The following is a 25,977-nucleotide window of genomic DNA, read 5'->3' as shown; positions in this document are numbered from 1 at the left end:
TTAGCACGGCAGTACCGTCCGGCAAAGCAACAGACACCCCAAGGAGGGACCAAATGGCCCATATCGATTATTTTTTCGCGACATTGTCTCCCTACACCTACCTCGCCGGGAACCGGTTCGAGGAGATCGCGAAAAAGCATGGAGCATCGGTGACCTACAAGCCGGTGGATGTGATCGCGCTCTTTGGCCGAACCGGCGGCACGCCGCCCAAGGACCGCCACCCCTCGCGCATGGAATACCGCGCGCAGGAACTGGTGCGCCAGGCGAAAAAGCTGGGCATGCCGTTCAACCTCAAGCCGGCGCATTGGCCGACCAATGGTGCGCCCGCGGCCTATGCCTTTATCGCGGCGCAGAATGCCGGGGGCGGCGATCTGGGCAAACTGGTGCATGCGATCACCCGCGCCGTCTGGGCCGAGGAAAAGGACATCGCGGAGGAGGCGGTGATCAAGGCGTGCCTGCAAGAGGCCGGATTTGATCCCGCGCTGGCGGACAGCGGGTTGCTGGAAGGGGCGGAAACCTATGCCCAGAACCTCGAGGAAGCGGTCGAGCGGGGCGTTTTCGGTGTGCCATTCTACATCGCCGACGGCGACAACAGGTTCTGGGGTCAGGACCGTCTGGAAGATCTGGACGCCCACCTTGGCGGAAAATTGTGAACGGGGCCGCCGGGTTTCCCACGCATGTGCGCACTTTTGGCAGCGGGGATCGCCCCGCCTTGGCGATCCATTGCACTTTGGCGCATTCCGGGGCCTGGGCGGGGGTGGCCAAGGTTCTGGGCGAGCATCTGACGCTCACCGCCTACGATCTGCCGGGCCACGGCAAAAGCGGCGACTGGACAGGCGAGGGCGATCTGCACCAGGTCAGCACCGACATGGGGCGGGCCCTGCTGACGCAGCCGATGGACCTGGTCGGTCATTCGTTCGGCGCGACCGTGGCGCTGCGGCTTGCGGTGGAAAATCCCGCGCATGTCCGCAGCCTGACGATGATCGAGCCGGTGTTCTTTGCGCCCGCACTGGCGGATGAACCGGAGCGCGTGCAGGCCCATGACGATCTGGTCGCGGATTATGAACAGGGCCTGGCCGATGGCGATATGGAATCCGCGGCGCGCGGCTTCAACCGGGTTTGGGGCGATGGCACGAAATGGGCCGATATACCGAAATCGGTGCGCGACTACATGATCGCCCGCATTCGCATCGTCCCCGACGGCACGCCGATGCTGTTCGACGACAATGCCAAACTTCTGGTGCCCGGCGCGCTGGACCGCGTGACGATGCCCAGCCTGCTGATCGAAGGCGAGGCGTCGATCGACGTGGTGGATGCGATCAACGGCGCGCTTGCCCGACGCCTGCCGGACGCCCGGCGCATGGTCATCGAAGGCGCGGGGCACATGGCCCCCATCACCCACCCCGAAGCGGTGGGCGCCGCCATTCACGCGCTACTGGAAGTGAGCTAGGAACGCGTCGATCGCGGCGCGGTCGACCGACCAGTCGCACACCAGCCGGGCGGCCAGCATCTCGGACGGGTCGTCTCCCTCCAGGGTGCCTTCCCAGATGTAATATTTCGCACCGGCGTCATGCAGGCGCTGATGCGTGGCGCGCGGAAAGCTGGCAAAGATCATGTTGGCCTGCGGAGTGTGCAGGAACGAGGCCCCGGCAGCGCGCAGCCCCTGCGCCAGATAGGCGCAGTTGTCGTTGGCCTGACGGGCGGTCGTCAGCCACAGGTCGTCCTGCAGGTAGCCGGCCATCTGGGCCGACAGATAGCGGTGCTTGGAGAACAGATGCGCGCCCCGTTTGCGGCGCAGTTCGAACTCCCACGCCTTTTCGGGCGAAAAGAACACGACCGCCTCGACCCCCATGCAGCCGTTCTTGGTGCCGCCAAAGCTGACCACATCGACGCCCGATTTCCACGTCATGTCGGCGGGGCTGCACCCCAGCGCCACGAGCGCATTGGCAAACCGTGCCCCATCCAGATGCACGGGCAGTCCGTGATCCCTGGCCACGGCGGTCAGGGCGCGCAATTCGTCCAGCGAATAGACCCCCCCGCGCTCGGTGACTTGCGTGATCGACACCGGGCCGCGCTGGGGCCCGTGCACGCCGCGCACTTCCTCGCCCGCTATGCTGCGGCGCAGCGCGTCGGGCGTCATCTTGTCGCCGCCGGGCACCAGCGTCAGCTTGGCCGCCCCGGTGTAGAATTCCGGCGCATTGCATTCGTCCTCGTGGATATGGGCCACGGGGCTGCAGAAGATCGTCTGCCAGGGCTGGCAATAGCACGCCAGCGCCAGCGCATTGGCCGCCGTGCCCGTGGCAACCAGATAGACCGCCGCATCGGGTGCCTCGAATGCGGTGCGGATGCTTTGGCGCACCTCGTCCATGATCGGATCGTTGCCGTAGGGCATGGCGTAATCCGCATTGGCTGCGATCACCCGGTCCATGACTTGTACATGCACCGGGCCCGCGTTGTCAGAGGCGAAAAACATCAGGTTGGCTCCTCGATAATATGCTCTTCCCATTCGTCCTCGGGAATGTCGAATTCGCTCAGCGTCCAGCCCTGCACGCTGATGCCGGCGTCGTGCACGGACTGCGCTGTGCCGGTCAACAGCGGATGCCATTCGGGCAGGGGCTTGCCCTGCCAAAGCAGGCGATATGCGCAGGTTTCGGGCATCCAGTAGGCGTGAGTGTCGAGATTGTCGGGCCGCAACACGATGCAGTCGGGCACAAAGTGATGGCGGGTGTCGTAATGCGCGCACCGGCAGGTGGCGTCGTCCAGCAGGCGGCACGCGACACGGGTCAGCGCGACCTCGCCGCTGTCCTCGTCCTCGAGCTTGTTGAGGCAGCATTTTCCGCAGCCGTCGCAAAGCGCCTCCCATTCCTTCTGGGACATCTTTGCGAGCGGCTTTTTCTCCCAGAAGCGGGGGGACAGGCCGTTGCGTGCGATGGGATCGCCGGTCATAGCGCGGCCAGGATGGCGCGGGCGCGGGCGCTGTCGGCATCCATCTGCGCGATCAACGCCTTAAGGCTGTCGAACTTTTCCTCGCCGCGCAGGTGTTCGACCAGCGCGACAGACAGTTCGGTGCCATAGAGATCGCCCTTGAAATCGAACAGAAACGTTTCGAGGTTGGGCCGGTTTTCCCCGAACATCGGGCGCACGCCAAGGGACGAAACGCCGTGATAGCTACCCTTGTGGGGCCCCTCCAGCACATCGACCAGCACGGCATAGACCCCGAACGCGGGCGGGTGCAGCCCGTCGATGGACATGTTGGCGGTCGGGTAGCCCAATTCGCGGCCGCGCTGCTCGCCGCCGATCACCGGGCCTTCGATCCGGTGCCAATGGCCCAGCATCGCGGCTGCGTCGCGGGTGCGTCCCTCGGTCAGGGCGGCCCGGATCGCGGTCGAGGATATGGTGTGGTGGGACTGTTCGACAAGCGGGGCGACGGTCACGCCGAACCCCATCTCGGCGCCGAATTGTTGCAGATGCGCGGCGGTGCCCGCCCGCCCTTTGCCAAAGCAGAAATCGGCGCCCACGATCACATGCGTCAGGCCGAATCCCCCCGAGATCACGTCGCGGGCGAAAGCTTCGGGGCTGAGCGAGGCCAGATGCGCGTTGAAATTCAATTCGTAAAGCCGTTCGACACCCAACTTTTCAAGCCGATGCGCGCGCGCCTTGCGGCTCATCAGGCGAAAGGGCGGGGCATGGGGGGCGAAAAATTCGCGCGGGTGCGGCTCGAACGTCAGAACGCCAAGCGGCGCGTCGGGCGCTGCGGCACGTGCCATGTCGATGACCGCGCGATGCCCCAGATGCACGCCGTCGAAATTTCCAATCGCGGCGCTGGCGCCGCGATCGATGTCTTCCACGAACTGGTAATCCCGGATGATCCGCATGTGCCTTGCGTAGCGGCGACACGGGGTGGAGGCAAGGCGCTCTTGCGCCTCATGACGGCAAATAAACCCTGGGTGAAACGCTTTTGCAGACCGCTACGGGACTGGCCCGCTGGTCAGTCGAACTTGCGCGACGGCGCCAGAACCGTCGCCTCGCCCACCAGCACCTTCTTGCCCTCGACCGAACAGTGGCAGTCGAGCGTCACGCGGCGCTTGGCATGGTCGATCGCGGTCACGCGGACCTCGGTATAGACCATGTCGCCGGGGCGCACGGGGGCCAGAAACTTCAGCGACTGCCCCATGTAGACCGTGCCATGCCCCGGCAACTGCTCTCCGATCACGGCGGAGATCAAGCCGGCGGTCAGCATGCCATGCGCGATTCGCCCCTCGAAGATCGTGTCGCGGGCATAGTCGTCATCCAGATGGACCGGGTTCCGGTCGGTCGAAATCTGCGCGAACATCTCGATATCCTCGTCCGTCACGACCTTGCGCAGGTGGCGCGACATGTCCATTTCGATGTCTTCGATGCAGATTGTGCCGCGGGGCAGATTGTCCAACATGATGACCCTTCCGGTAATTTTCTAACGCTTTTAGCGCGCAACTTGTAACTTAATTACTTTGCGAGCGCAGAAAATCAAGCGAAAAATGGGTCACCTCAGGTGACCTATTGTATAGGTCGGATTGGACATCTCCTTTTCGATATAGGCGTTTAGGGCGTCCTTGTCCGGTTGCCCGTCGGTTTTTGTTTCCGATGCCGCCAGCCCGCCCGAGATGAACAGGGAATCGATGTCCTCGCCCATCGCGCCTTTGATGTCGGTATGGATGCCGTCCCCGATGGCCAGGATGTCGCCGTTGGCGATCTCTTGTCCCAGGGCGGCCAGCCGCCGCCGTGCGAGGTCGTAGATCGGCGGATGCGGCTTGCCGAAGTACAGGCTTTCGCCGCCCATCTCGGTGTACAGCCTGGCCAGCGCGCCGGCGCACCATTCGCGCGTGTCGCCCCGGTCGACCACGATATCGGGATTGGCGCAGAGCAGTTTCAGTCCGCGTTGCTTGGCCACCAGGAATTGCGGACGCATCACGGCGGGGTCGGCGAGGCTGTCGAAGGGGCCGGTGCAGACCATGCCCTGGGCCTTGTCCAGATCGACGCGGATGATGGGATGCGGGTCATCGACCAATTGCAGGGGTTCGAAGAACTTGAGGTCGCTGTCGGGGCCGATGTGCCAGACCTTGTCGCCCACGACGCCGCGAAACATCGCCGCGCGGGCGCTGTCGCCGGATGTGGCGATCGCGTCCCACGCGTCGTCGGGCACGCCGAAATGGCCGAGCTGCTTTTCGACGCCGGCGCGCGGGCGCGGCGAGTTCGTGACCAGAACCACCTTGCCGCCCGTCCTGCGGTAGGCCTGCAGTGCGGCCACGGCATCGGGCAGGGCGCGCACGCCGTCGTGGACGCAGCCCCACAGATCGACGAACAAGGCCTCGTAGCGGCCGGAGATTTCGGACAGGGCGGTGATGATCTGGGTCATGGCGGGCAGCTTTCGTGTGACGGGGACGATCGGGTCAGAGCATGGATCGCGCGGCGGTTCAAGAGAGCGGCCGGCGCGCCCGCCGCGGGTCAGTCCGCGTTGCCGGGGATTTGCCGGTTCCGGGTCCAGTCAAAGCTGCCCGCGTCGCGCTCTTGCACCGCCTGCTTCCATCCCACCGCTTCGGCCCGCGCCTTGAAATGCAGCCCTTCGGGCGAATGGCGGGTGATTCCGTCGAACACCGTGGCCAGCCGCTGGGTCTGGGTCAGCGTTGCCTCCATCGTCTGGTTGATGACCATCTTGTGCATTGCCAACTGGTTGACCGGCACGCTGGCCATCCGGGCCGCCAGCGCCTCGACCTCGGCGTCCAGATCGGCCTTGGGCACGGATTTCAGCACAAGCCCCATGTCCGCGGCCTCGATCCCGGTGATCTTGTCGCCGGTGAACATCATGCGCTTGGCCTTTTCCGGGCCCAGGCGGTACACCCACATCGCCGTCGTGGGACAGCCCCAGACCCGGCTGGGCATGTAGCCGATCTGCGCGTCATCGGCCATCACCACCAGATCGCAGCACAGCGCGATGTCGGAGCCGCCCGCGACGGCAAAACCGTGCACCTTGCAGATCACCGGCTTCATCGCGCGAAACAGCGACATGAAGGCCTGCGTGTTGGACCACATGAACTGGTAGTCCTGCATCGGATCCCACGGCATGTCCTGCGTCATCGGGTTGTTCGGATCGGCGGCATAATGCGCCAGGTCGTAGCCTGCGCAGAATGCGCGCCCGGCCCCGGCAAGGATCATCACGTGCACCTCGGGGTCGGCGTCCGCGCGTGCCACGGCCGCGGCCAGATCGCGCGGCAGGTCGTCGTCGATCGCGTTCATCACCTGCGGGCGGTTCAGCGTCAGCCGCGCGATGCGGCCGGTGCGTTCGTATAGGACGGTGGACATGAAAAAGGCTCCCTGTTGGTTCAGGGAGCCTAACCGTCCGGTGCCGTTGCGGACAATAGCGGGTGGGGAGCGTCAGACCTTGAGGTTGGGGATGATCTGCTTCTTGCGGCTCATCACGCCGGGCAGCACGACGGTGTCGCCGTCGACCGTGACGCCAAAAGACGCCTCGGCGATGCGCTTGACCAGATCGTCGGGCACCAGCAGGGTCGCTTCCTCGTTCAGGATGTCGATGACGAACAGCAGCACCTGATCCGCGCCATCTTCGGCCGCGACGCCGGGCATTGCCGCGATCAGCGCCTCCTTGCGGTCGAGGATCTGGTGCGGCGCGGTGGTTTCGAGCACGGAGATCCGAAGCTGCTTGCCGCCGACCTCGTATTCCTTGCTGTCCATCCGCAGCAATTCGGCTTCGGAAAAGGCGGAGACATCCGATTTCGCGGCGAACATCTCGGCGGCATACGCGGGAATGTCGACGCCCAGGTCCTTGGCCAGGTCCCAGGCGATCGCGGTGTCTTCCTGGGTTGTCGTCGGGCTGCGGAATTCCAGCGTGTCGCTGAGGATGCACGACAGCATCGCGCCCTTGATCTCGGTCGGCATCTGGGCGATGTCGTCGCCGATCATCTTCCACATGATCGTCGCGGTACAGGCCAGCGGTTCGATGCGGATCTCGATGGGGCCGCGTGTTTCCAACCCGCCCACCAGCTTGTGATGGTCGATGATGCCCGTGATGTCGCAGTCGTTGATGCCGCGGGGCAGTTCCGCCGGGTTGTTGGTGTCAACGATGACCACGGGCGTATCGGCGGGCACCTCCGTCACGATCTCGGGCTTGTCGAGGTTCCAGCGCTCCAGCACAAAGGCGGCCTCGGTGTTGGGTTCGCCCAGAAGCACCGGCTTGGCCTCCACGCCCTTGATCCGGTTCAGATACCACGCCCAGATGATGGGCGATCCGGTGCTGTCGGTGTCGGGCGACTTGTGGCCGAATACAAGCGTGGTCATGGGGCGTGTCCTATCTGTGTGCGGATCGATTTGCGCGCCTTATAGGGTCGGTGAACCGGCTTGTCACCTCCTGACCGCCGGAAATGCTGCGCTGCGGCACGGAGCCGGCGTCGCGCCCGTCTCACAGCCCGAGATCGGCGCGTTTGCGCGTCGGCAGGGCGGCTGCGATCATGTCGTAGGACGCACGCAGATGGCTGCGCAATTCGGCGTCGGACAGGCCGGGTGCCGCATGCTGCTGGATCCATTTGAGGCCCCTGGACGCAAGGTAGGGCGCGGGGCGCAGGCCGGGGCTGTCACCCAGCACCTCGAACGCCAGTTCGGTCACCTTGAAGGTAAAGGCGGGCGGATCGTCGGGCGTTCCGCAGATGGCAAAGACCTTGCCGCCGACCTTCCACACGTCCGAATTGCCCCATTGCACGACATGGGTCGTGGCGGGCAGGGCGGCGCAGAAGGCGTTGAAGTCGTCGCGTGTCATGCGGCGTATTCTAGCGGGTTGGAGCGGCGTTTGAAATGCGGCTAGAGTGCCGCGCATGTCCACGCCCCGCGAAACCGATCTTTACCCGCCCGTCAAGGCCTTCCTCGAGGAGCAGGGGTATGTCGTCAAGGCCGAGGTCGGCGCGGCGGATGTTGTGGCGGTGCGCGGCGCCGAACCGCCGGTGGTGGTGGAACTGAAGCTGGGGTTCTCGCTGGCGCTGGTGCACCAGTGCATCGCGCGTCAGGCGGTCACGGATGACGTCTATCTGGCCGTGGCGCGCCAGCCGGGCAAGCGGTTTCAAAAGGCGTTGAAAGACAACGTGGCGCTGGCGCGGCGTCTGGGGCTGGGGGTGGTCACGGTGCGGCTGTCGGATGCGCTGGTCGAGGTGCATTGCGATCCGGGGCCGTTCACGCCGCGCAAGTCAAGGCTGCGTCAAGGGCGGTTGCTACGGGAATTCGCGCGCAGGCAGGGCGACCCCAACGATGGAGGACAGACACGGGCGGGGCTGGTCACCGCGTATCGTCAGGACGCGCTGAAATGTGCGCTCTACTTGTTCGAGGCCGGCGCGAGCAAGGGGGCCGAGGTCGCGCGCGAGGTCGCCGTGCCGCAGGCGACGCGGATCATGCGCGACGATCACTACGGCTGGTTCGAACGGGTTGAAAAAGGAATATACGGCCTTACGTCCAAGGGTGCAGAGGCGATCGGCAAGAGCGATCGCGTGCTGGGCTCGTCCTGAGCCCTCCGGAGTCCCCGGACTGCGCTCGATTTTCCAAATCGATTGGTTGACAGACTTCCTTCTATTGCCTAACTGTGCGCCGTTAGCACTCGGGTCCGCTGAGTGATAACGGCACGGATCCGCAAGGTGGACCGCGTCATAAGGAGAAACTTTGAGCCTTAAGGAGCTGCAAAGATGGCATTGAAACCGCTTCATGACCGCGTGCTGGTACGCCGCACGGAAAGCGAAGAGAAAACCAAGGGTGGTCTGATCATCCCCGACAGCGCAAAAGAAAAGCCCTCCGAGGGTGAAGTCGTTGCTTGCGGCGAAGGCGCGCGCAAGGACAGCGGCGAGCTGATCGAGATGGCCGTCAAGCCCGGCGACAAGATCCTGTTTGGTAAGTGGTCCGGCACGGAAGTCACGCTGGAAGGCGAAGAACTGCTGATGATGAAGGAAAGCGACATCATGGGGATCATCTCCTGAGGCAATTGCCCGGGGATGGCGCATGGGAGCATGCGCCCCACGACACGCTGACATCAAACCCAAGATTTAGGAGAACAAGACATGGCTGCTAAGGACGTCAAATTCGCGACCGACGCTCGCAACCGCATGCTCAAGGGTGTGAACATCCTTGCCGACGCGGTAAAAGTCACGCTGGGCCCCAAGGGCCGCAACGTGGTTCTGGACAAATCCTTCGGCGCACCGCGCATCACCAAGGACGGTGTATCGGTTGCCAAGGAAATCGAACTTGAGGACAAGTTCGAGAACATGGGCGCGCAAATGGTCAAGGAAGTGGCCCAGCGCACCAATGACGAAGCAGGCGACGGTACGACAACCGCCACCGTGCTGGCGCAAGCCATCGTCAAGGAAGGCATGAAATCTGTTGCCGCCGGCATGAACCCGATGGACCTCAAGCGCGGCATCGATCTGGCAACGCACAAGGTCGTTGACGCGATCAAGGCCGCGGCCCGTGACGTGACCGACAGCGACGAAGTCGCACAGGTCGGCACCATTTCCGCCAACGGCGAAGCTGAAATCGGTCGTCAGATCGCGGACGCGATGCAGAAGGTCGGCAATGAGGGCGTGATCACCGTCGAAGAGAACAAGGGCCTCGAGACCGAGACCGATGTCGTCGAAGGCATGCAGTTCGACCGCGGCTACCTGAGCCCTTATTTCGTGACCAACGCCGACAAGATGACTGTCGAGCTGGAAGACGCGATCATCCTGCTGCACGAAAAGAAACTGTCGAGCCTTCAGCCGATGGTGCCGCTGCTCGAGCAGGTGATCCAGTCGCAAAAGCCGCTGCTGATCATCTCCGAGGATGTCGAAGGCGAAGCGCTGGCGACATTGGTCGTGAACAAGTTGCGTGGCGGTCTGAAAATCGCTGCCGTCAAGGCACCCGGTTTCGGCGATCGTCGCAAGGCGATGCTGCAGGACCTCGCGATCCTGACCGGTGGCCAGGTGATTTCCGAAGACCTGGGCATGAAGCTTGAGTCGGTCACGATGGACATGCTTGGCTCTGCCAAGAAGGTCACCATCACCAAGGACGAGACCACAATCGTCGACGGTGCGGGCGAGAAGGCCGAGATCGAAGCGCGCGTCGCCCAGATCCGTAACCAGATCGAAGAGACCACATCCGACTACGATCGTGAAAAGCTGCAAGAGCGCGTGGCCAAGCTGGCCGGTGGTGTTGCCGTGATCCGCGTCGGCGGCATGACCGAGGTCGAAGTGAAAGAGCGCAAGGACCGCGTCGATGACGCCCTGAACGCGACACGTGCGGCCGTGCAGGAAGGTATCGTCGTCGGCGGCGGTGTCGCGCTTGTGCAGGCGGGCAAGGCCCTCGAGGGTCTGACCGGTGCCAACAACGACCAGAACGTCGGCATCTCGATCGTGCGCAAGGCACTCGAAGCGCCGCTGCGCCAGATCGCGGAAAACGCAGGCGTGGACGGGTCGGTCGTGGCCGGCAAGATCCGCGAAAGCGACGATCTGAAGTTCGGCTTCAACGCGCAGACCGAAGAATATGGCGACATGTTCAAGTTCGGCGTGATCGACCCCGCAAAGGTCGTGCGCACCGCTCTGCAGGACGCGGCCTCCATCGCCGGCCTGCTGATCACCACCGAAGCCATGGTTGCCGACAAGCCTTCCAAGGAAGGTGCCGGCGGCGGCAGCGGCATGCCCGACATGGGCGGCATGGGCGGCATGGGCGGCATGATGTAAGCCACCCTGTCCATATGCGACAGATACAGAAGGGTCCGCCATTTGGCGGGCCCTTTTTTCGTGCTATGCGGCAGGCGGTGGAATGGTCTGCCCTCAAGGGAGCGTGTACCGCGATGGTGCTGAAAGCCACGAAATTCACCCGTCCTCTGGCCCCCGGCGAAGAGCTTGCGGCAGAGGCGGTGCTGCGCGCGGCCTTCGGGGGGGCCGAGGAAGCAACGCTGGTGCGGGCGCTGCGCCGGCAACGCGACATGGCCGGGGAAATGGTGGTGGCGGCGGACGATGCGATCGTCGGATATTACGCGCTGTCGTGGATGCGCGCGCCAAAAGGGTGGCTGTGCCTGGCGCCGGTGGCGGTGCACCCCGATTCGCAAATGCTTGGCCACGGGCGGCGCATGGTCGCGCAACTGGCGGAATGGGCCCGGCTCAGCGGTACTTATGTCGTGGTGCTGGGCGACCCTGCGATCTATGGCGGGGCTGGGTTTTCGTCCGACCGTGCGGCGCGCCTGCAATCGGCCTATCCGGTGGAGCATCTTTTGCTGGCGGGGCCGGGCCAGGACGCCCCGGCGGTCACGCTAAGGTATCCTGCGGCTTTCGACGCATCGGGCTAGGGGCGCGGGCGGACCTTGGCCAAATCTTAAGAGAAATTTCAAGGACTGCTGCTAGGGCTGGGTCAACAGCATCTAGAAGGGGTCCACCATGCGGTTCGATCACAAACGATCCAGCGTCGCGCAACCGACGGCCAAGCCACAAACGCACACTGAAACCGGTGGCTCGTCCAAGGATTTCGAGGATTTCATCTATCTGATCAGCCACGATGTGCGCAATTCCGTGCGCGCGCTGCTGGAACTGCCGCAGTGGATCACGGAAGACCTTGCCGAAGCCGGTGTGCCGATCAGCGGATCGGTCGAGGACAGCATTTCGCTGATGAACCGTCATACCTGTCGTCTGGACCGGATGCTGGTCGATCTGCTGACGTTTTCGCGTGTGGGCCGGATGCAGGACACCCGCGAGGTCGATCTGCAAAAGGCGCTCGATCACGTCCTCGAAGAGATTCACGTGCCATCGGGATACCAGATCGTGCGGGCGCTGGATTGCACGACGCTGTCGATCGGGGATCGTGATATCCTGACTCTGCTGACCGCGCTGATCACGAATGCGATCAAGCATCACGACCGCGACAGCGGCAAGATCATCGTGGCAACCTATCAGGATCGCGGCGATCTCGTGCTTTCGGTGCAGGACAATGGCCCGGGCATTCCGGAAGGCGCGCATGAAAAGGTGTTCGGCGCGATGACGACGCTGCGCCCGCGCGACGAGGTCGAAGGCAGCGGGATGGGCCTTGCCCTGACGCGCAAGATCGCACAGCACTATCGCGGTCGCGCCAGGATCAGCAGCACCGACGGCACGCGCGGCACCCGGATCGAAGTGCGCCTGCCGCGATCACGACCCAATTGATCGGGGCGCATTTACAGACGTTTCGCGATAAATGGAGGGGAGAATTCCAAAGGTTTGCAGGGCTGCGTTCACAGTTTGGTACGGTATCGCCGATTAGCCTTGTGGGCAGATACGACCCTCATCAGTAAGGACCGGCCATGCAGTTGAATTGCAGCACCCTGACCACACCGATCATGCCACCTGCGCCGCCGATCCGGGCGCTGTTGCTCGATGACAGCAAATTCGACCGTGACCGTATCCGCCGATTGAGCCGCAAGACGGACCTGGCGCTGGACCTCGACGAAGTCAGCTGCCTTGCGGATATGGAACAGGCGGTTGAGAAGGAAAACTACGACCTGATCCTGATCGACTACCGCCTGCCCGAAGGCGACGGACTGTCGGCGCTGTCAAAGATCCAGAATACGGCGCGCAACAAAACCGCCGGAACCATCATGATCACCGGCGATGGCAACGTCGACACCGCCGTCGCCGCGTTGAAGAACGGGTGCCATGACTACCTGACCAAGGACGGGATGACCGTGGACCTGTTGCGCAGTGCCATGCTGAACGCGATGGAGCGGTCGATACAGGCTCGCAACATATTGTCCGAGGCGGCCCAGCACGCGCAGATCCGCGAAACCATTGCGCATGCGCTGAGCGACGTTTCGATGCAGGACACGCTTGTCGGCATTCTGCAGAGGCATCTGCGCAATGCGGGTGTTGCCGCCGCGGGTCCGCAATCGGGGTTCGGAACGGCAAACAGCCCGATCCTTGGCCTGCCCGGCCCTGACGCGCAGGACCTGAGCCTGATGGTCGAGATGTTGATGCAGGACGACGAATTCATCTTTCACTGATCCGTCGGCCGTTGTTGCCAACTAGGTCTTGGCGACAGGTCCGCATGACGCTAAGCCCTCATTTCATGCGGCTTTTCCTTTTGACCTTTGTGACAATGCTCGCCTTTGCGGCGAATTCGGTCCTGACCCGGATGGCGATTGACGGCGGGCATATCGATCCGTCCGGCTTTGCTATGATCCGCGTTCTGTCAGGCGCCGTCGTTCTTGGCATGGTGATGACGGTCAAGGGCGGGCAACTGCCGCTGTTGCGCCGCGCGCGGATCACCGGCGCGCTGAGCCTTGCGGCCTATATGATCGGGTTCTCGCTGGCCTATCTTACCCTCGATGCCGGTCTGGGTGCGCTTATCCTGTTCGGAGTGGTCCAGATGACGATGTTCGCCCATGCGGCATGGTCGGGCGCCGGCCCGACGGCACGGCAGATCGCGGGCGCGGGGGTGGCGTTCTGCGGCTTGCTGCTGGCGCTTTGGCCGGGGCCGGGCGGTCAGGCCGATCCGCTGGGTGCGGGGCTGATGGTGCTGGCCGGACTGGGGTGGGCGGCCTATACGATCGCCGGGCGACAATCGGCCGACCCGACGGCCGCCACCGCCGCCAACTTCATCCTGTGTCTGCCGGTTCTGGCGATCCTGCTGATCGGTCCCGCGCTCGAGGTGCGACCGACCGGTGTGGCGCTGGCCGTGGTCAGCGGCGGGCTGACTTCGGGGTTGGGGTATGCGCTGTGGTATTCCGTCCTGCCGCGCCTTGAACAGAGCGTTGCCGCGATCGTGCAGCTCAGCGTTCCGATCCTCGCCATCCTGGGCGGCGCGCTTGTGCTGGGCGAAAGACCCGGCGCGATCGTGATCGCGGCCGCGGTGCTGGTGCTGGGCGGCATCGGTTGGGCGGTCAGTGCGCGACCGCTTCCAGCGGGTCGTACCGCAGCGCGGCGTCAAGATTGAAGGCAACGTCGGACAGGGCGTCGGGTTTGACATTCAGCCGCGCCATGTCCGCCCGCGTGACCCAGTGATGCTCGGTGACCACGTGTTCGGGATCTTTCCAGTCCGGCGATATCGTCGCGCTTCCGGTCAGCGCACAGCGAAAGAAGACCTCGATCTGATGAAAGCCGGAGCGTGGATCGTGGAATTCGTTTATCAGGCAGGGCAGCCCCACGCTGATCGTCAGTCCGGTTTCCTCGTGCACCTCGCGCGCCAGATTTTGCGGCAGTGACGCTCCCGGCTCCGCACCGCCACCCGGCGCGCAAAGCAAACTGCTGCGCCCCTTGGGCCAGGCATTGACCAGAAGCAACCGCTCCTCGTGCACGATGATGGCGCGCACGGCGATGCGAGGGCTTTTGACTGGCATGGGTCCGCTTTCATCCGATGTGATGTGAGGTAACGCTTTTGTAGCGGGGGAATTGGCCCTATCTCAAGGGTGATGAAACACATTGTTACCCTTGCGCTGGTCTGTGCCGGCTTCGTCGTCGCCTTGGGCGTGATCCATCCGCGCGCGCAGAGCGCCGCGAAGCAAGAGGCTGGATGTGTGGTTTTGCTGCACGGTCTGGCGCGCACAGAGACGTCCTTTGCCCTGATGGAGGCCGCGCTGGAAGCCGAGGGATACCGCGTGGTGCGCCCCGGCTACCCTTCGACCGAAGCGCCGGTGGCGGAGCTTGTCCGCCGGACCCTGCCGGATGCGGTGGCGGCCTGCGGGTCGAAGGGCAAGGTCGATTTCGTCACCCATTCGATGGGTGGCATCCTGGTGCGGCAATGGGCGGCTGACACCAAGCCCGACCGGATCGGGCGGGTGGTCATGCTGGCCCCGCCCAACCACGGCAGCGAAGTCGTGGATGCACTGGACGATATCGAGGTCTTTGACTGGATCAACGGCCCGGCGGGCGCGCAGCTTGGCACCGGCAGCGAGGATCTGCCGAACCGTTTGCCGCCGGTTGATTTCGACCTGGGGATCATTGCGGGGGACCGGTCGCTGAACCCTTATTTTTCGTCGATCCTGCCGGGGCCGGACGACGGCAAGGTGTCCGTCGCCTCGACCAGGGTGGAGGGGATGCTGGATCACATCGTGCTCCCGGTCACGCATACCTTCATGATGAACAACCCGCGCGTGATCGCGCAGGTGGTGCATTATCTCAAACACGGCAACTTCGACCGCTCGATGAGCTGGATGGACGCGGTGCTTGAGACATTGGGCTGTCCCAACGGGGACTGTGTGCCCGGGTTGGGGCCGGACGATGCCCGACCTTGACCTGATCGGAGCGGAGGTGCTGGGACCGGAGGGTCTGCACCCCGGGCGCCTGTCGCTGGCTGACGGACTCGTCGTCGAAGACGCGGTGGGCCGTCCGGTCGATTTGCGCGGCTACCGGGTTCTGCCGGGCATCGTGGATCTGCATGGCGACGGGTTCGAGCGACACCTGGCGCCGCGGCGCGGGGCGATGAAGCAGGTCGCGGAAGGGCTGATCGCCGCCGAGGCAGAGCTGTCGGCCAACGGCATCACGACGGGTGTTCTGGCGCAATTCATCAGCTGGGAGGGCGGCCTGCGGGGGCTTGAGTTTGGCGACAAGGTGCTGTCGGCGATCAGGGACACCGCGCCCGATCTGGTGACCGACCTGCGGGCGCAATTGCGGTTCGAGACGCATCTGCTGGAGCTTTACGGCGACCTGCCGCAGCGGATCGCGGATTGGGGCCTGACTTACGTGGTGTTCAACGATCACCTGCCGCATGACCGGCTGGCCGAGGGGCGCAGGCCGCCGCGGCTGGTTGGGCAGGCGCTGAAGGCGGGGCGCAATCCGGACGCGCATTTCGCGCAGATGCTTGCGCTGCATGGCCGGAGCGGCGATGTGCCGGCCGCGCTGGATCGGTTGTGCGGGGTGCTGGCCGGGCAGGGCGTGACGATGGGCAGCCATGACGACCGCCACCCGGAGACGCGCGATGAGTGGCACCGTCGTGGCGTGCACGTGGCGGAGTTCCCCGAGACGGTGGACGCCGCGGAGGCGGCGCGCGCCCGGGGGGACGCCGTTGTTCTCGGGGCGCCCAACGTGGTGCGGGGAGGGTCGCACAACGGCAACGCCAGTGCGCTGGACCTGATTGCGATGGGGTTCTGCGATGCGTTGGCGTCCGATTACCACTACCCGAGCCCGCGGCGCGCGGCGCTGTTGCTGGAGGGCAGTGGCCTGCTTGACCTGGCCGGGGCCTGGGCGCTTGTCTCGTCGGGGCCTGCACGGGTGCTGGGGCTTGCCGACAGGGGCGAATTGAGCCCGGGCAAGCGCGCCGACCTGGTGATTCTGGAGGCGCGCACCGGGCGCGTCGCCGCCACGATGAGCGGCGGGCGGTTTGGCTATCTCTCTGGCGCCGTCGCCGACCGGTTCATGGGCTGAGGGGGCAGTCCGCCTCCGGCGGGAGTATTTTTGACCCAAAGAAGCAGGGATCAGCGCGTGATGCGGTTGACGTGGCCCATCTTGCGGCCGGGTTTGATTTCGGCCTTGCCATAGAGGTGCAGGGCGGTGTCGGGCGCGCGGGCGAGGTCGGGCACGCGGGACATGTCGTCGCCGATCAGATTTTCCATCACGACATCGGCATGGCGCTGTCCGTCGCCCAAGGGCCAGCCTGCGACCGCGCGGATGTGCTGTTCGAACTGGTCCACGGCGCAGCCATTCTGCGTCCAGTGACCGGAATTGTGCACACGGGGGGCGATTTCGTTAACGACAAGACCCTGCGGCGTCACGAAGAGTTCCACGCCCATCACGCCGACATAGTCGAGGGCAGAGAGGATTTTGGCGGCCAGCAAAACCGCATCTGTCCGCTGAGCGGCAGAGATATGCGCGGGCACGGTGGTGGTGTGCAGAATGCCGTCCCGGTGGATGTTTTCGCCAGGATCGAAGCAGGCCACGCCGCCATCGGCGCCGCGCGCGGCGATCACGCTGATTTCACGGGTGAAATCGACGAAGCCCTCGAGCACGGCGGGATTGGCGTTCATCTCGGACAGCGCCTGCGTGGCGTCATTCGGCGACGTCAGGCGCGCTTGTCCTTTGCCGTCATAGCCGAAGCGCCGGGTTTTCAGGATCGCCGGCGTGCCCACCTGCGCCAATGCGGCATCGAGCGCGGCGGCGTCGGGCACGTCGGCAAAGGGTGCGACCGCGAGGCCCAGACCTTGCAGGAACTGCTTTTCGGTGAGGCGGTCCTGGCTTATCCGAAGCGCCTCGCGGTTGGGTCGGATGGGGGTATTCGCTTCGATCAGGTCCAGTGCCGTGGTGGGGATGTTTTCAAACTCGAAGGTCACCACATCCACGCTGCGTGCGAAGGCGGTCAGCGCGCCCGCGTCATCATAGGCCGCGGTGGTCACGGCATGGGCGACGTCGCCGGCCGGCGGGTGCGCGCCCGGCTCGAAGATATGGCAGCGGAACCCGAGGCGTGCGGCGGCAACCGACAGCATGCGGCCCAGTTGCCCGCCGCCAAGGATGCCGATGGTGGCGCCGTTGGGCAGGGGATCAGTCATCGACAGGCTCCTGCGGGATGGAGGCGGAGAGGGCCGCGCGCCACGCATCGAGGCGCCCGGCCAGGCCGGTGTCGTGCAGGGCGAGGATGGCGGCGGCCATCAGCCCTGCGTTGGCGGCGCCTGCCGCCCCGATGGCCATTGTCGCCACGGGGTATCCGCGCGGCATCTGTAGGATCGAATAAAGCGAATCGACCCCCGAAAGCGCGCGCGTCTGCACCGGCACGCCGATCACCGGCACCCGCGTTTTGGAGGCCATCATGCCGGGCAGGTGCGCCGCCCCGCCCGCCCCCGCGATGATGACCCGCAGACCACGGTCCACGGCGGTCCTGCCATAGTCCCAAAGCCGGTCTGGAGTGCGATGCGCCGAGACGATTCGCGTCTCGAAGGCGATGCCCAGCTCGTCCATGATGTCGGCGGCGGGTTTCATCGTCGCCCAGTCGGACTGGCTGCCCATGATCAGGCCAACGGTCGGTGTGCTCATCAGGTGCCCCTTTGCGCCCTGTGGAATGAGCGCGCACTATAGCCAAGGCGGACGGGGGCGCAATGGAGCGTCTGATCCGGGCTTTCTAGGCGATGATATCAGGCGTCAGGCGGTCTTCGATCCGGGCGATGATGTCCTTGAGACGCAGTTTACGTTTCTTCAGGCGTTGCATCGTAAGCTGATCGGCGGTGCCCTTTTCGGCCAGCGCGTGAATGGCATCATCGAGATCGCGGTGTTCGCGGCGGAACACTTCGAGTTCCACCCGCAGAACATCATCCGTTTTCATCGACAGATCGGCAGAGGCGTTCATTGGGGGCGATGATTCCGTCAGACAGGTTGAACTGCAACATAGGCGGTCATGTTGATTCCGCATAGCCCTTGCGAGAGGCGGGGTTGCGCCCCATATTTACCGTACGCGGTTGCCGAAAGCGGGGCCGCAAAGGACTGTCGCTTGACTGATAAGGACGTGCTTGATGACGAAAATGACGCTTGGGTCGTATCCTCACATGCTGGGGTTCGAACAACTGGAGCGGTTGCTGGAGCGCACCGCGAAGACCGGCAACGAAGGGTATCCGCCTTTCAACATTGAACAGACATCGGATTTCTCCTACCGCATCACGCTGGCCGTGGCGGGATTTGCGGAACAAGACCTGTCGATCACGGTTGAGGACAGACAACTGGTCATTCGTGGCCGTCAATCGGACACGCCAGACACGCGCGTGTTCCTGCACCGCGGAATCGCGGCACGGCAGTTTCAGCGATCCTTCGTCCTCGCGGACGGGGTCGATGTGGGCGAAGCCGTGATGGAAAACGGCCTGCTGCACGTGGATCTGACACGCGCCAAGCCGCAGACTGTCGTCCAGACGATCAACATCAAGAAAGGGTAACCGATGCAGACATCCTCCCAGACACCCGACACCGACAACCGGATCGTTTACGTGAAGACCATCGACGTGACCGACCTGCCGCGCGAAGTACGCGATCAGGCGGACGGGCTCGATCATCTTTATGCGGTGCATGACGCCGAGGGCCAGCAGCTCGCGCTGGTGGCGGATCGCAAGCTCGCATTCCGGCTGGCGATCGAGAACGACTATGCGCCGGTGCCGGTACACTAGGCACCCCTGTGCCGGGCGCTATTGACGCGCGGTGGCGACCCGCTAGGCTGATATTCCGAGCAAGGCCGCAGTGTTCTGCGGCCTTTTTGCTGCGCGGAGTGGGGACCGACCGATGAGCTTTGAGTTTGACTGGGTGGATGCTTTCACCGACAGCGCCTTTGGCGGCAACGGCTGCGCGGTGGTGCATGGCGGTGCGGTATTGCCCGATGACACCTGCATGGCCTACGTGCGGGAAACGGCGCTGGTGGAATGCACCTTTACCGGCCCCTCCGATGTGGCGGATGTGCGGGTGCGGTATTTCCTGGCCAGCCGTGAAATCCCCTTTGCGGGGCACCCAACGGTCGCGACCATCGTCGCGCTGCGCCACCGCGGCATGATCGCCGACGGCCCGCTACGCATAGAGACGCAGGCCGGGATCATCGCCGCCGAGGTGCGGGGCACGTCCGTGACCATGACCCAGATCGCACCGGTGTTCGGTTCCGAGGTCGCCAAGGAACTGGTCGCCGCCGTCGGCGGGCTGGAACCTGCGGACATCATTGCCACGCCCCGGATCGTGTCCACGGGGCTGCCGTTCTGCATTACCGTGCTGCGCGATCGCGACGCCCTGCTGCGCGCGCGGCTGGATCTGGATGCGCTGGGCCGCTATTGCGCCGCGCTTGGCCAATCCGCCGATGACATGATGGAACCGTTCTGGGTCACGCTGGACGGAGCGACGCAGACGGGCCGGACCTATGCAAGGCTTTTGATGGCGCCGCCGAGCCCGGCCGAGGATCCCTTTACCGGGTCGGCCACCGGCGCGATGGCGGCCTTCCTCTGGGCCCAGGGCCTGATCGATGCGCCCCGGTTCGTGGCCGAGCAGGGCCACGCGATGGGACGACCGGGCCGGGCCGAGGTCGAAGTGCTGGGGCCGCGCGACGCGATCACCGGTGTCAGGGTCGCGGGACAAGGAGCGTTGGTGATGTCGGGCAAGGTTTTCATGCCCGGCTGATCGCGCTATCAGCCCTCAAACCACGGAGCGTGCCATGACCGAGCCTGCAATCGCTATTCTGCCTTACGGGGGGCGGCTGGGGCCGAAACTGGCGTCGAGACCGCTGGACGATCTGGACTGGCCGATGGGGCGGCCTGCACGGCTCGCGCAGGGCACGGTAGCGGATCTGACGGCGCAGGATCACCTGATCGTGTACCCCAAGACGGCGATGCATTATCAGCCCCGCTTCGGCATCGCGGCCAGGGTCAGCATGATGCTTGTCGAACCTTCGATCATCCACGGTCGCCACCTCAAACTGTTGCGTTGGACGCATCGGCGGTTTTTCCGTGTGCTGAGCTATAACGAGGCATTGCTGGCGGATATTCCCAACGGGCTTTTCCTGCCCTACGGCACGACATGGGTGCCGGATCACGCGACCCTCGACACGACCAAGTCAAAGGGCGTCTCGCTGATCGCCAGCGCCAAGCGCGATCAGGTGGGGCATGTGTTGCGCCATGACCTGGTGGAGCGGATCAAAGCGCAGGAACTCGATGTCGATATCCTCGGGCGCGGCTATGCCCCCTTCGCGAACAAGTCCGACGGGTTGGCGCCCTATCGCTATTCGGTGGTGATCGAGAACGTGCGCGAGCGCAATTATTTCACCGAAAAGCTGATGGATGCGCTGTTGTGCGACACGGTGCCGATCTATTGGGGCTGTCCAAATATCGGGGATTTCGTGGAGGACAGCGGGTTGATGATCTGCACCAGTGCAAGCGAGGTGCTGGCGGCGATCGCGCAGACATCGCAGGCCGATTACGACACCCGGCAGGGTGCCTTGCAGGCGGCCAAGGCGCAGGCGGTGCAGTGGATCGACCTGCACCGCCGCGCGGCGGAAACGCTTGCCGCCAGCCTTTAGGGCCAGCGGCGCCGCGCTCAGATCACGTTGGCGCTGATCAGGCCCATGGATTCAAGTTTGAGCAGGACTTGGTGGGCACAGTTGTCGACATCGACATTTTCCGTGTCCAGGCTCAGCTCGGGATCCTTGGGCACGTCATAAGGGTCTGAAATGCCCGTGAATTCCTTGATCTTGCCCTCGCGCGCCAGCTTGTAGAGACCCTTGCGGTCGCGGCGTTCGCATTCCTCGATGCTGGTCGCCACATGGATTTCCACGAACGCGCCAAAGCTTTCCACGTCCTCGCGGACCGCACGGCGCGTGGTGGCATAGGGCGCAATGGGCGCACAGATGGCGATGCCGCCGTTCTTGGTGATCTCGCTGGCGACATAGCCGATGCGACGGATGTTCAGATCGCGGTGTTCCTTGGAAAAGCCCAACTCGGAGCTGAGGTTCTTGCGCACGATGTCGCCATCAAGCAGCGTCACGGGACGACCGCCCATTTCCATCAGCTTGACCATCAGCGCGTTGGCGATGGTGGATTTGCCCGAACCCGAGAAACCGGTGAAAAAGACGGTAAAGCCCTGGCGGCTGCGCGGCGGGCGGGTGCGGCGCAACTCGGCCACCACCTCGGGGAACGAAAACCACTCGGGAATTTCCAGGCCCTCTTGCAGGCGGCGGCGCAATTCGGTGCCCGAGATGTTGAGGATCGTGACGTTGTCCTTGTCCTCTATCTCGTCGTTGGGCTCGTATTGGGCACGTTCCTGCACATAGACCATGTGTTTGAAATCGACCATTTCGATGCCCATTTCCGCCTGATGCTCGCGGAACAGGTCCTGCGCGTCATAGGGGCCGTAGAAATCCTCGCCGGCGGAATTCTTGCCGGGGCCCGCGTGATCGCGACCGACGATGAAATGGGTGCAGCCGTGGTTGCGGCGAATGAGCCCGTGCCACACCGCCTCGCGCGGGCCGGCCATGCGCATCGCAAGGTTCAGCAGCGACATCGACGTGGTGGCGGCGGGATATTTGTCGAGCACCGCTTCGTAGCAGCGCACGCGGGTGAAGTGATCGACGTCACCGGGTTTGGTCATGCCGACGACGGGGTGAATGAGCAGGTTGGCCTGGGCCTCGCGCGCCGCGCGAAAGGTCAGCTCCTGATGCGCGCGATGCAGCGGGTTGCGCGTCTGGAAAGCCACCACGCGCCGCCAGCCCACCTTGCGGAAGAACGCGCGCAATTCGTTGGGCGTGTCGCGGCGCGCGCGGAAATCGTAGTGCACGGGCTGCTGGATACCGGTGATCGGGCCGCCAAGATACACTTTGCCCGCCTGATTGTGCAGGTAGTTGACCGCCGGGTGCGCATCGTCGTCAGCGCCAAAAACCATTTTGGCCTCATGCGCCTTGTCCGGCGTCCAGCGATCGGTCACGGTCATGGTGGCCAGGATCACGCCTTCCTGGTCGCGCAGGGCGATATCCTGACCGATCTCGAGCTTTTCGGAAAAATCTTCGGACACATCCAGTGTGATCGGCATCGGCCAGAGCGCGCCATCCGACAGGCGCATGTCGTTGACGACGCCGTTATAATCCTCTTCCGACAGGAACCCCTTGAGCGGGTTGAACCCGCCGTTCATCAACAATTCCAGATCGCAGATCTGGCGCGGCGTCAGATCGTGACTGATCAATTGGGCCGCTTCGACTTTCAGCTTCTGCGCCGAATCGTAGGACACATAGAGTTCGGGAATGGGAGCGAGGTTTGGCGTTTGCATGTCGGTCTTTCGCTGTTCAAATTTCGGCCGTGTCGGATTTTCTGGCCTTAAACGCGCAAAAACGGGCGTTTTCAAGCACCCGTGTGCCCGGCAAGGGCAGATTGGAACGGAGTTGCGGCACGAATGCTTCGCACGGGACAGGCATCCGCGCATCACCCCGATCCGCGCTCCAGAGTTCCGGCCGCGGATCTGCTTGCCGCGCGACCGGGGCGTTGCCCGTTACTCTGCCGCGCTTTCGCTGACTTCGGCGCCATAGCCCAGCGGAAGGGAAGTGTCCTTGCCCGCATCGTCGCCCACTTCGGCCAGAAACCGTTCCGCCTCGAGCGCGGCCATGCAACCCATGCCGGCGGATGTGACTGCCTGGCGGTACTTGTGGTCGGTCAGATCGCCCGCGGCGAACACGCCGGGGATGGAGGTTTCGGTGCTGTCGGGCTTGGTGACAACGTAGCCGCCCATATGCGTCTCGAGCACGTCCTTGACCAGTTCGTTGGCGGGGGCGTGACCGATGGCGATGAACACGCCCTTGGCGGGAATGTCGGTGATCTCGCCGGTCTTGACGTGGCGAACCTTGACCCCTTCGACACCCGGCGGTGTGTCTGTTCCGTAGACTTCGGCCAGTTCGTGAAACCACAGCGGTTCGATCTTGGGGTTCTTCATCAAGCGGTCGATCAGGATCTTTTCGGCGCGCAATTCGTCGCGGCGATGGATCAGCGTCACCTTCGAGGCGAAGTTGGTCAGAAACAGCGCCTCTTCGACGGCGGTGTTGCCGCCGCCCACCACGACGATTTCCTGGCCGCGATAGAAAAACCCGTCGCAGGTTGCACAGGCGCTGACGCCGAAGCCCTTGAACTTCTCTTCCGACTCGAGGCCCAGCCATTTGGCGCGTGCCCCGGTGGCCAGGATCACGGCGTCGGCGACATAGGTGGTGCCGCTGTCACCCTTTGCGGTAAAGGGGCGCCTGGACAGGTCCAGATCGGTGATGATGTCGCCGATGATCTCGGTTCCCATCGCTTTCGCGTGCGCTTCCATGCGGATCATCAGGTCGGGGCCCTGGACCTCGCTGTCGCCGGGCCAGTTTTCGACCTCGGTCGTCGTGGTAAGCTGACCGCCCGGTTCGATGCCCTGCACCAGAATGGGCTCGAGCATGGCGCGGCTGGCATAGACACCGGCCGTGTATCCCGCCGGGCCGGAGCCGATGATCAGAACCTTTGTGTGACGTGTCTCGGCCATGATAAATCCCCGATGTGTTGGTGTGCGGCCCGACCGATATAACGATGCGCGCGGCCCGCTTAAACCCCGTAAATCGGCGCGCCGTGCATGCCATTGGTGTGCCGTGGCCGGGTCGCGCAGACCAGGTGCGCCGATCTGTTGGAAAGAATCTTGCGCAAGCGTGAAACAATATTGCGCACAACATTGGCGGTGCTATAAGAACCGCAAATTCAGGGGGAATTTATGGCCGGTGCACGACTGGATCCAATCGATCGCAAAATTCTGGCCGAATTGCAGGCTGACGGGCGCATGACCAACGTTGAGTTGGCCAAGCGTGTCGGCATTTCGGCGCCGCCCTGCCTGCGCCGGGTGCGCACGTTGGAAGACGCGGGGCTGATCAAGGGATATCACGCCGACGTGGACGCCCGCGAACTGGGGTTCGAGGTACAGGTCTTTGCGATGGTCGGGCTTGCCAGCCAGGCCGAAAGCGATCTGAGCGCATTCGAGGAGCGATGCCGCGCCTGGCCGCTGGTGCGTGAATGCCACATGCTCAACGGCGAGGTCGATTTCATCCTCAAATGCGTGGCCCCCGACCTGAGCAGTTTTCAGAGCTTCCTGACAGGTCATTTGCTGACCACGCCGAATGTGGCCAGCGTCAAGACGTCGCTTGTCATCCGGGGGGCCAAGGACGACCCCGGTGTGCCGTTCGACGTGCTCGAAGCGCGGTTGCAGACGAGCGCCTGACCGTCGTCAGGCCATCGACGCGGCACTTGCCTCGGCGCCGCCGCTTTCCGGCGCACGCGGATAGGCCAGCGGGCCGAAGTCCGATATGTGCGCGACCTGTGGAAACATCGACAGAAACAGATCGCGCATTCCGTGCGAGACCGTCTTGGTCGCGTTGGGGCCGGGGTGAAAGCTCTCCATCTCGAGCCCGCCCGCGATGATCGCCGCATGGCGCGACAGGCACAGATGGAACAGGCGGACGGGCGTCGGCGGAACGACTTCGATCACGTTCACACCATCGACGAAGTCGCGGACCGGCGTCAGCATCGGTGCGCCGTTGGTCTCGGCGCGCAAGTGGGGTGGCGTTTTCAGGATGCGCGCGCCCGGCCCGACGGTCAGAAACAGCGACGGGCGCGACGGGCCAAAACTGTCGGCCATGATCCGGTAGAGCGGGGTCCGCTTGCCGGCATCGGCGGGTACGAAGGTGCTGGACCCGATCCAGACCACATCGGCGTCCCGACCATCGGCGGTCGCGACGCGGTCGCCCGGTTGCAGGTCTTCGATGGCGACCGGGCCCTGGGTGGTCTGAATGACCGATCCGCGTGCAAACGCGGAATAGGCGGATTCGAACAGAGGCATGGCGGGCGCACGCTGCTGACCGATGAACAGGCTGCCATCCTCGCGCAGGGCCGCGATTTCATAGCTGCGCACACCGATCTTCGGCGCGGCCTGGGCCGTCTGCGCGGGGCGCATGGCGCCACTGCGATAGGGGTCGGACGCCGAGATGCGACGGCGTGCGTTCGCGGGGTGGGTCCGGGCGGAGAGTGTGGTCGTGGCAGTCATGCGATCACCTTTTCAAGGTTGGTCACATCCCGTGTCGGCCCCCACCGACGAACACGGAAAGGACATATTTGCGCTCTTTCCTGTCTTGGATGTGGCCACGGTCGCCCAAAAGATGCCTCACTGTCAAAGATTCGTGCGCGTTTGACGCGTCATTCGAACCAATGACGCGGTTTTTCTACAATTTGTTTCGGCAAAAGCGGGCATGCCGCCACAATCATGCGGCATAAAAAAGGCCTGCCTGTCGAATCAACGACTGGCAGACCTTGGGCCGGGAAGGGATTCCGGCTGGGGGGGTCTTGGCGCGGCGGTCAGGCCGACTTGCGGGTCTCGGACAGGCTCTTGCGCTTGGCGATGAATGCGGCGCGGCGCGTACCGCGCGCCCAGGGCATCACGGTGTCCGACTTGGCGGCGGTTTCAGTGATCGACTTGATGAAGCGTGTGTTGGTTTTCATGGCGTGCTCTCCTGATCCTGTGCTGTGGG

The 25,977-nt window shown here is 64.1% G+C and carries 32 protein-coding genes; 16 read left to right on the top strand and 16 right to left on the bottom strand.

Annotated features, from left to right (window positions below):
- Nucleotides 1–53 precede the first annotated feature (53 nt).
- Together FDT80_RS07935 and FDT80_RS07930 are read left to right on the top strand one after the other, a co-directional pair.
- Nucleotides 54–653, top strand: coding sequence for a 2-hydroxychromene-2-carboxylate isomerase (locus FDT80_RS07935; protein WP_138661637.1), 600 nt, complete (start codon nt 54–56; stop codon nt 651–653).
- Complete coding sequence (locus FDT80_RS07930) at nt 650–1,450, top strand: alpha/beta fold hydrolase (RefSeq protein ID WP_246039896.1); 801 nt, start codon at nt 650–652, stop codon at nt 1,448–1,450. Before FDT80_RS07935 ends, FDT80_RS07930 begins: the two co-directional genes overlap by 4 nt.
- Here FDT80_RS07930 and FDT80_RS07925 read toward each other — a convergent pair.
- The 8 genes from FDT80_RS07925 to FDT80_RS07890 form a co-directional block, all read right to left on the bottom strand.
- Nucleotides 1,433–2,473 carry a threonine aldolase family protein gene (locus FDT80_RS07925; protein WP_138661636.1) on the bottom strand — a complete coding sequence of 347 codons (1,041 nt, stop codon included), beginning with the start codon at nt 2,471–2,473 and terminating at the stop codon, nt 1,433–1,435. The genes FDT80_RS07930 and FDT80_RS07925 overlap by 18 nt on opposite strands.
- Nucleotides 2,473–2,946 (bottom strand): YcgN family cysteine cluster protein, encoded by a 474-nt coding sequence (locus tag FDT80_RS07920; protein ID WP_138661635.1) that lies wholly within the window; start codon nt 2,944–2,946, stop codon nt 2,473–2,475. Before FDT80_RS07920 ends, FDT80_RS07925 begins: the two co-directional genes overlap by 1 nt.
- Nucleotides 2,943–3,875, bottom strand: a complete 933-nt coding sequence (locus FDT80_RS07915; protein WP_138661634.1) for a bifunctional riboflavin kinase/FAD synthetase — start codon at nt 3,873–3,875, stop codon at nt 2,943–2,945. The genes FDT80_RS07920 and FDT80_RS07915 overlap by 4 nt, the downstream gene beginning before the upstream one ends.
- Before the next feature lie 113 nt (nt 3,876–3,988).
- Entirely contained in the window at nt 3,989–4,432 is a 444-nt protein-coding gene (locus FDT80_RS07910) for a MaoC family dehydratase (protein ID WP_138661633.1), read from the bottom strand.
- Nucleotides 4,433–4,522: 90 nt separating this feature from the next.
- On the bottom strand, nt 4,523–5,395 hold the full coding sequence (locus FDT80_RS07905) for an HAD family hydrolase (RefSeq protein WP_138661632.1): 873 nt from the start codon (nt 5,393–5,395) through the stop codon (nt 4,523–4,525).
- An 89-nt stretch (nt 5,396–5,484) separates the two neighbouring features.
- Complete coding sequence (locus FDT80_RS07900) at nt 5,485–6,339, bottom strand: crotonase/enoyl-CoA hydratase family protein (RefSeq protein ID WP_138661631.1); 855 nt, start codon at nt 6,337–6,339, stop codon at nt 5,485–5,487.
- A gap of 72 nt (nt 6,340–6,411) precedes the next feature.
- Nucleotides 6,412–7,332, bottom strand: a complete 921-nt coding sequence (locus FDT80_RS07895) for a manganese-dependent inorganic pyrophosphatase (protein WP_138661630.1) — start codon at nt 7,330–7,332, stop codon at nt 6,412–6,414.
- A gap of 121 nt (nt 7,333–7,453) precedes the next feature.
- A complete protein-coding gene (locus FDT80_RS07890) occupies nt 7,454–7,807 on the bottom strand; it encodes an MmcQ/YjbR family DNA-binding protein (RefSeq protein WP_138661629.1) in 354 nt (117 codons plus the stop codon).
- A 55-nt stretch (nt 7,808–7,862) separates the two neighbouring features.
- Between FDT80_RS07890 and FDT80_RS07885 the strand changes: the two genes are divergently transcribed.
- The 7 genes from FDT80_RS07885 (at nt 7,863) to FDT80_RS07855 (ending at nt 13,959) form a co-directional block, all read left to right on the top strand.
- Nucleotides 7,863–8,543 carry a DUF2161 domain-containing phosphodiesterase gene (locus tag FDT80_RS07885; protein WP_138661628.1) on the top strand — a complete coding sequence of 227 codons (681 nt, stop codon included), beginning with the start codon at nt 7,863–7,865 and terminating at the stop codon, nt 8,541–8,543.
- A gap of 174 nt (nt 8,544–8,717) precedes the next feature.
- A complete protein-coding gene (locus FDT80_RS07880; RefSeq protein ID WP_138661627.1) occupies nt 8,718–9,005 on the top strand; it encodes a co-chaperone GroES in 288 nt (95 codons plus the stop codon).
- Between the two features lie 81 nt (nt 9,006–9,086).
- On the top strand, nt 9,087–10,739 hold the full coding sequence (gene groL / locus FDT80_RS07875) for a chaperonin GroEL (protein WP_138661626.1): 1,653 nt from the start codon (nt 9,087–9,089) through the stop codon (nt 10,737–10,739).
- A 113-nt stretch (nt 10,740–10,852) separates the two neighbouring features.
- On the top strand, nt 10,853–11,347 hold the full coding sequence (locus FDT80_RS07870) for a GNAT family N-acetyltransferase (RefSeq protein WP_246039895.1): 495 nt from the start codon (nt 10,853–10,855) through the stop codon (nt 11,345–11,347).
- Nucleotides 11,348–11,435: 88 nt separating this feature from the next.
- Entirely contained in the window at nt 11,436–12,194 is a 759-nt protein-coding gene (locus tag FDT80_RS07865; protein WP_138661625.1) for a sensor histidine kinase, read from the top strand.
- A gap of 137 nt (nt 12,195–12,331) precedes the next feature.
- On the top strand, nt 12,332–13,027 hold the full coding sequence (locus tag FDT80_RS07860) for a response regulator (protein WP_138661624.1): 696 nt from the start codon (nt 12,332–12,334) through the stop codon (nt 13,025–13,027).
- Between the two features lie 65 nt (nt 13,028–13,092).
- Nucleotides 13,093–13,959 carry a DMT family transporter gene (locus tag FDT80_RS07855; protein WP_138661623.1) on the top strand — a complete coding sequence of 289 codons (867 nt, stop codon included), beginning with the start codon at nt 13,093–13,095 and terminating at the stop codon, nt 13,957–13,959.
- Here FDT80_RS07855 and FDT80_RS07850 read toward each other — a convergent pair.
- Complete coding sequence (locus FDT80_RS07850) at nt 13,907–14,362, bottom strand: NUDIX domain-containing protein (RefSeq protein ID WP_138661622.1); 456 nt, start codon at nt 14,360–14,362, stop codon at nt 13,907–13,909. The genes FDT80_RS07855 and FDT80_RS07850 overlap by 53 nt on opposite strands.
- 72 nt (nt 14,363–14,434) lie before the next feature.
- Between FDT80_RS07850 and FDT80_RS07845 the strand changes: the two genes are divergently transcribed.
- Nucleotides 14,435–15,256: an alpha/beta hydrolase gene (locus FDT80_RS07845; protein ID WP_138661621.1), complete on the top strand. Its 822-nt coding sequence runs from the start codon at nt 14,435–14,437 to the stop codon at nt 15,254–15,256.
- A complete protein-coding gene (locus FDT80_RS07840; RefSeq protein ID WP_138661620.1) occupies nt 15,243–16,385 on the top strand; it encodes an alpha-D-ribose 1-methylphosphonate 5-triphosphate diphosphatase in 1,143 nt (380 codons plus the stop codon). Before FDT80_RS07845 ends, FDT80_RS07840 begins: the two co-directional genes overlap by 14 nt.
- A 50-nt stretch (nt 16,386–16,435) precedes the next feature.
- On the opposite strand, the gene FDT80_RS07835 is transcribed toward FDT80_RS07840, so the two are convergent.
- The 3 genes from FDT80_RS07835 to FDT80_RS07825 all read right to left on the bottom strand — a co-directional run bounded on the left by FDT80_RS07835 (nt 16,436) and on the right by FDT80_RS07825 (nt 18,294).
- Entirely contained in the window at nt 16,436–17,503 is a 1,068-nt protein-coding gene (locus FDT80_RS07835) for a 5-(carboxyamino)imidazole ribonucleotide synthase (RefSeq protein ID WP_138661619.1), read from the bottom strand.
- The gene (gene purE, locus FDT80_RS07830; protein ID WP_138661618.1) at nt 17,496–17,984 is read right to left on the bottom strand and encodes a 5-(carboxyamino)imidazole ribonucleotide mutase; all 489 of its coding nucleotides are present in this window, start codon (nt 17,982–17,984) and stop codon (nt 17,496–17,498) included. Before purE ends, FDT80_RS07835 begins: the two co-directional genes overlap by 8 nt.
- Nucleotides 17,985–18,069: 85 nt before the next feature.
- Nucleotides 18,070–18,294, bottom strand: a complete 225-nt coding sequence (locus FDT80_RS07825; protein WP_138661617.1) for a YdcH family protein — start codon at nt 18,292–18,294, stop codon at nt 18,070–18,072.
- Nucleotides 18,295–18,457: 163 nt separating this feature from the next.
- Here FDT80_RS07825 and FDT80_RS07820 point away from each other — a divergent pair, with 163 nt between their 5' ends.
- From FDT80_RS07820 to FDT80_RS07805, 4 genes are all read left to right on the top strand, one after another.
- A complete protein-coding gene (locus tag FDT80_RS07820) occupies nt 18,458–18,871 on the top strand; it encodes an Hsp20 family protein (protein WP_138661616.1) in 414 nt (137 codons plus the stop codon).
- Nucleotides 18,872–18,874: 3 nt separating this feature from the next.
- Nucleotides 18,875–19,099, top strand: a complete 225-nt coding sequence (locus tag FDT80_RS07815; RefSeq protein WP_138661615.1) for a DUF1150 family protein — start codon at nt 18,875–18,877, stop codon at nt 19,097–19,099.
- 112 nt (nt 19,100–19,211) lie between these two features.
- Nucleotides 19,212–20,087: a PhzF family phenazine biosynthesis protein gene (locus FDT80_RS07810; RefSeq protein ID WP_138661614.1), complete on the top strand. Its 876-nt coding sequence runs from the start codon at nt 19,212–19,214 to the stop codon at nt 20,085–20,087.
- Between the two features lie 34 nt (nt 20,088–20,121).
- Nucleotides 20,122–20,982 (top strand): glycosyltransferase family 10 domain-containing protein, encoded by an 861-nt coding sequence (locus FDT80_RS07805; protein ID WP_138661613.1) that lies wholly within the window; start codon nt 20,122–20,124, stop codon nt 20,980–20,982.
- Nucleotides 20,983–20,999: 17 nt separating this feature from the next.
- On the opposite strand, the gene FDT80_RS07800 is transcribed toward FDT80_RS07805, so the two are convergent.
- Nucleotides 21,000–22,721: a bifunctional sulfate adenylyltransferase/adenylylsulfate kinase gene (locus tag FDT80_RS07800; RefSeq protein WP_138661612.1), complete on the bottom strand. Its 1,722-nt coding sequence runs from the start codon at nt 22,719–22,721 to the stop codon at nt 21,000–21,002.
- 219 nt (nt 22,722–22,940) lie between these two features.
- Nucleotides 22,941–23,951 (bottom strand): thioredoxin-disulfide reductase, encoded by a 1,011-nt coding sequence (gene trxB, locus FDT80_RS07795; protein WP_138661611.1) that lies wholly within the window; start codon nt 23,949–23,951, stop codon nt 22,941–22,943.
- Between the two features lie 222 nt (nt 23,952–24,173).
- Here trxB and FDT80_RS07790 point away from each other — a divergent pair, with 222 nt between their 5' ends.
- Nucleotides 24,174–24,674, top strand: coding sequence for an Lrp/AsnC family transcriptional regulator (locus FDT80_RS07790; RefSeq protein ID WP_138661610.1), 501 nt, complete (start codon nt 24,174–24,176; stop codon nt 24,672–24,674).
- 6 nt (nt 24,675–24,680) lie between these two features.
- Here the strand turns inward: FDT80_RS07790 and FDT80_RS07785 are convergent, their stop codons facing one another.
- On the bottom strand, nt 24,681–25,496 hold the full coding sequence (locus FDT80_RS07785) for a Hint domain-containing protein (protein ID WP_246039894.1): 816 nt from the start codon (nt 25,494–25,496) through the stop codon (nt 24,681–24,683).
- Between the two features lie 308 nt (nt 25,497–25,804).
- Complete coding sequence (locus FDT80_RS18855; RefSeq protein ID WP_170311812.1) at nt 25,805–25,948, bottom strand: hypothetical protein; 144 nt, start codon at nt 25,946–25,948, stop codon at nt 25,805–25,807.
- Nucleotides 25,949–25,977: the final 29 nt, after the last annotated feature.

Origin of the sequence: Sulfitobacter sabulilitoris (assembly GCF_005887615.1) — a bacterium.
Lineage (GTDB): Bacteria > Pseudomonadota > Alphaproteobacteria > Rhodobacterales > Rhodobacteraceae > Sulfitobacter_E > Sulfitobacter_E sabulilitoris.
Note: the sequence above shows the minus strand (reverse complement) of the source record. Positions and strands in the feature narration are given on the sequence as shown.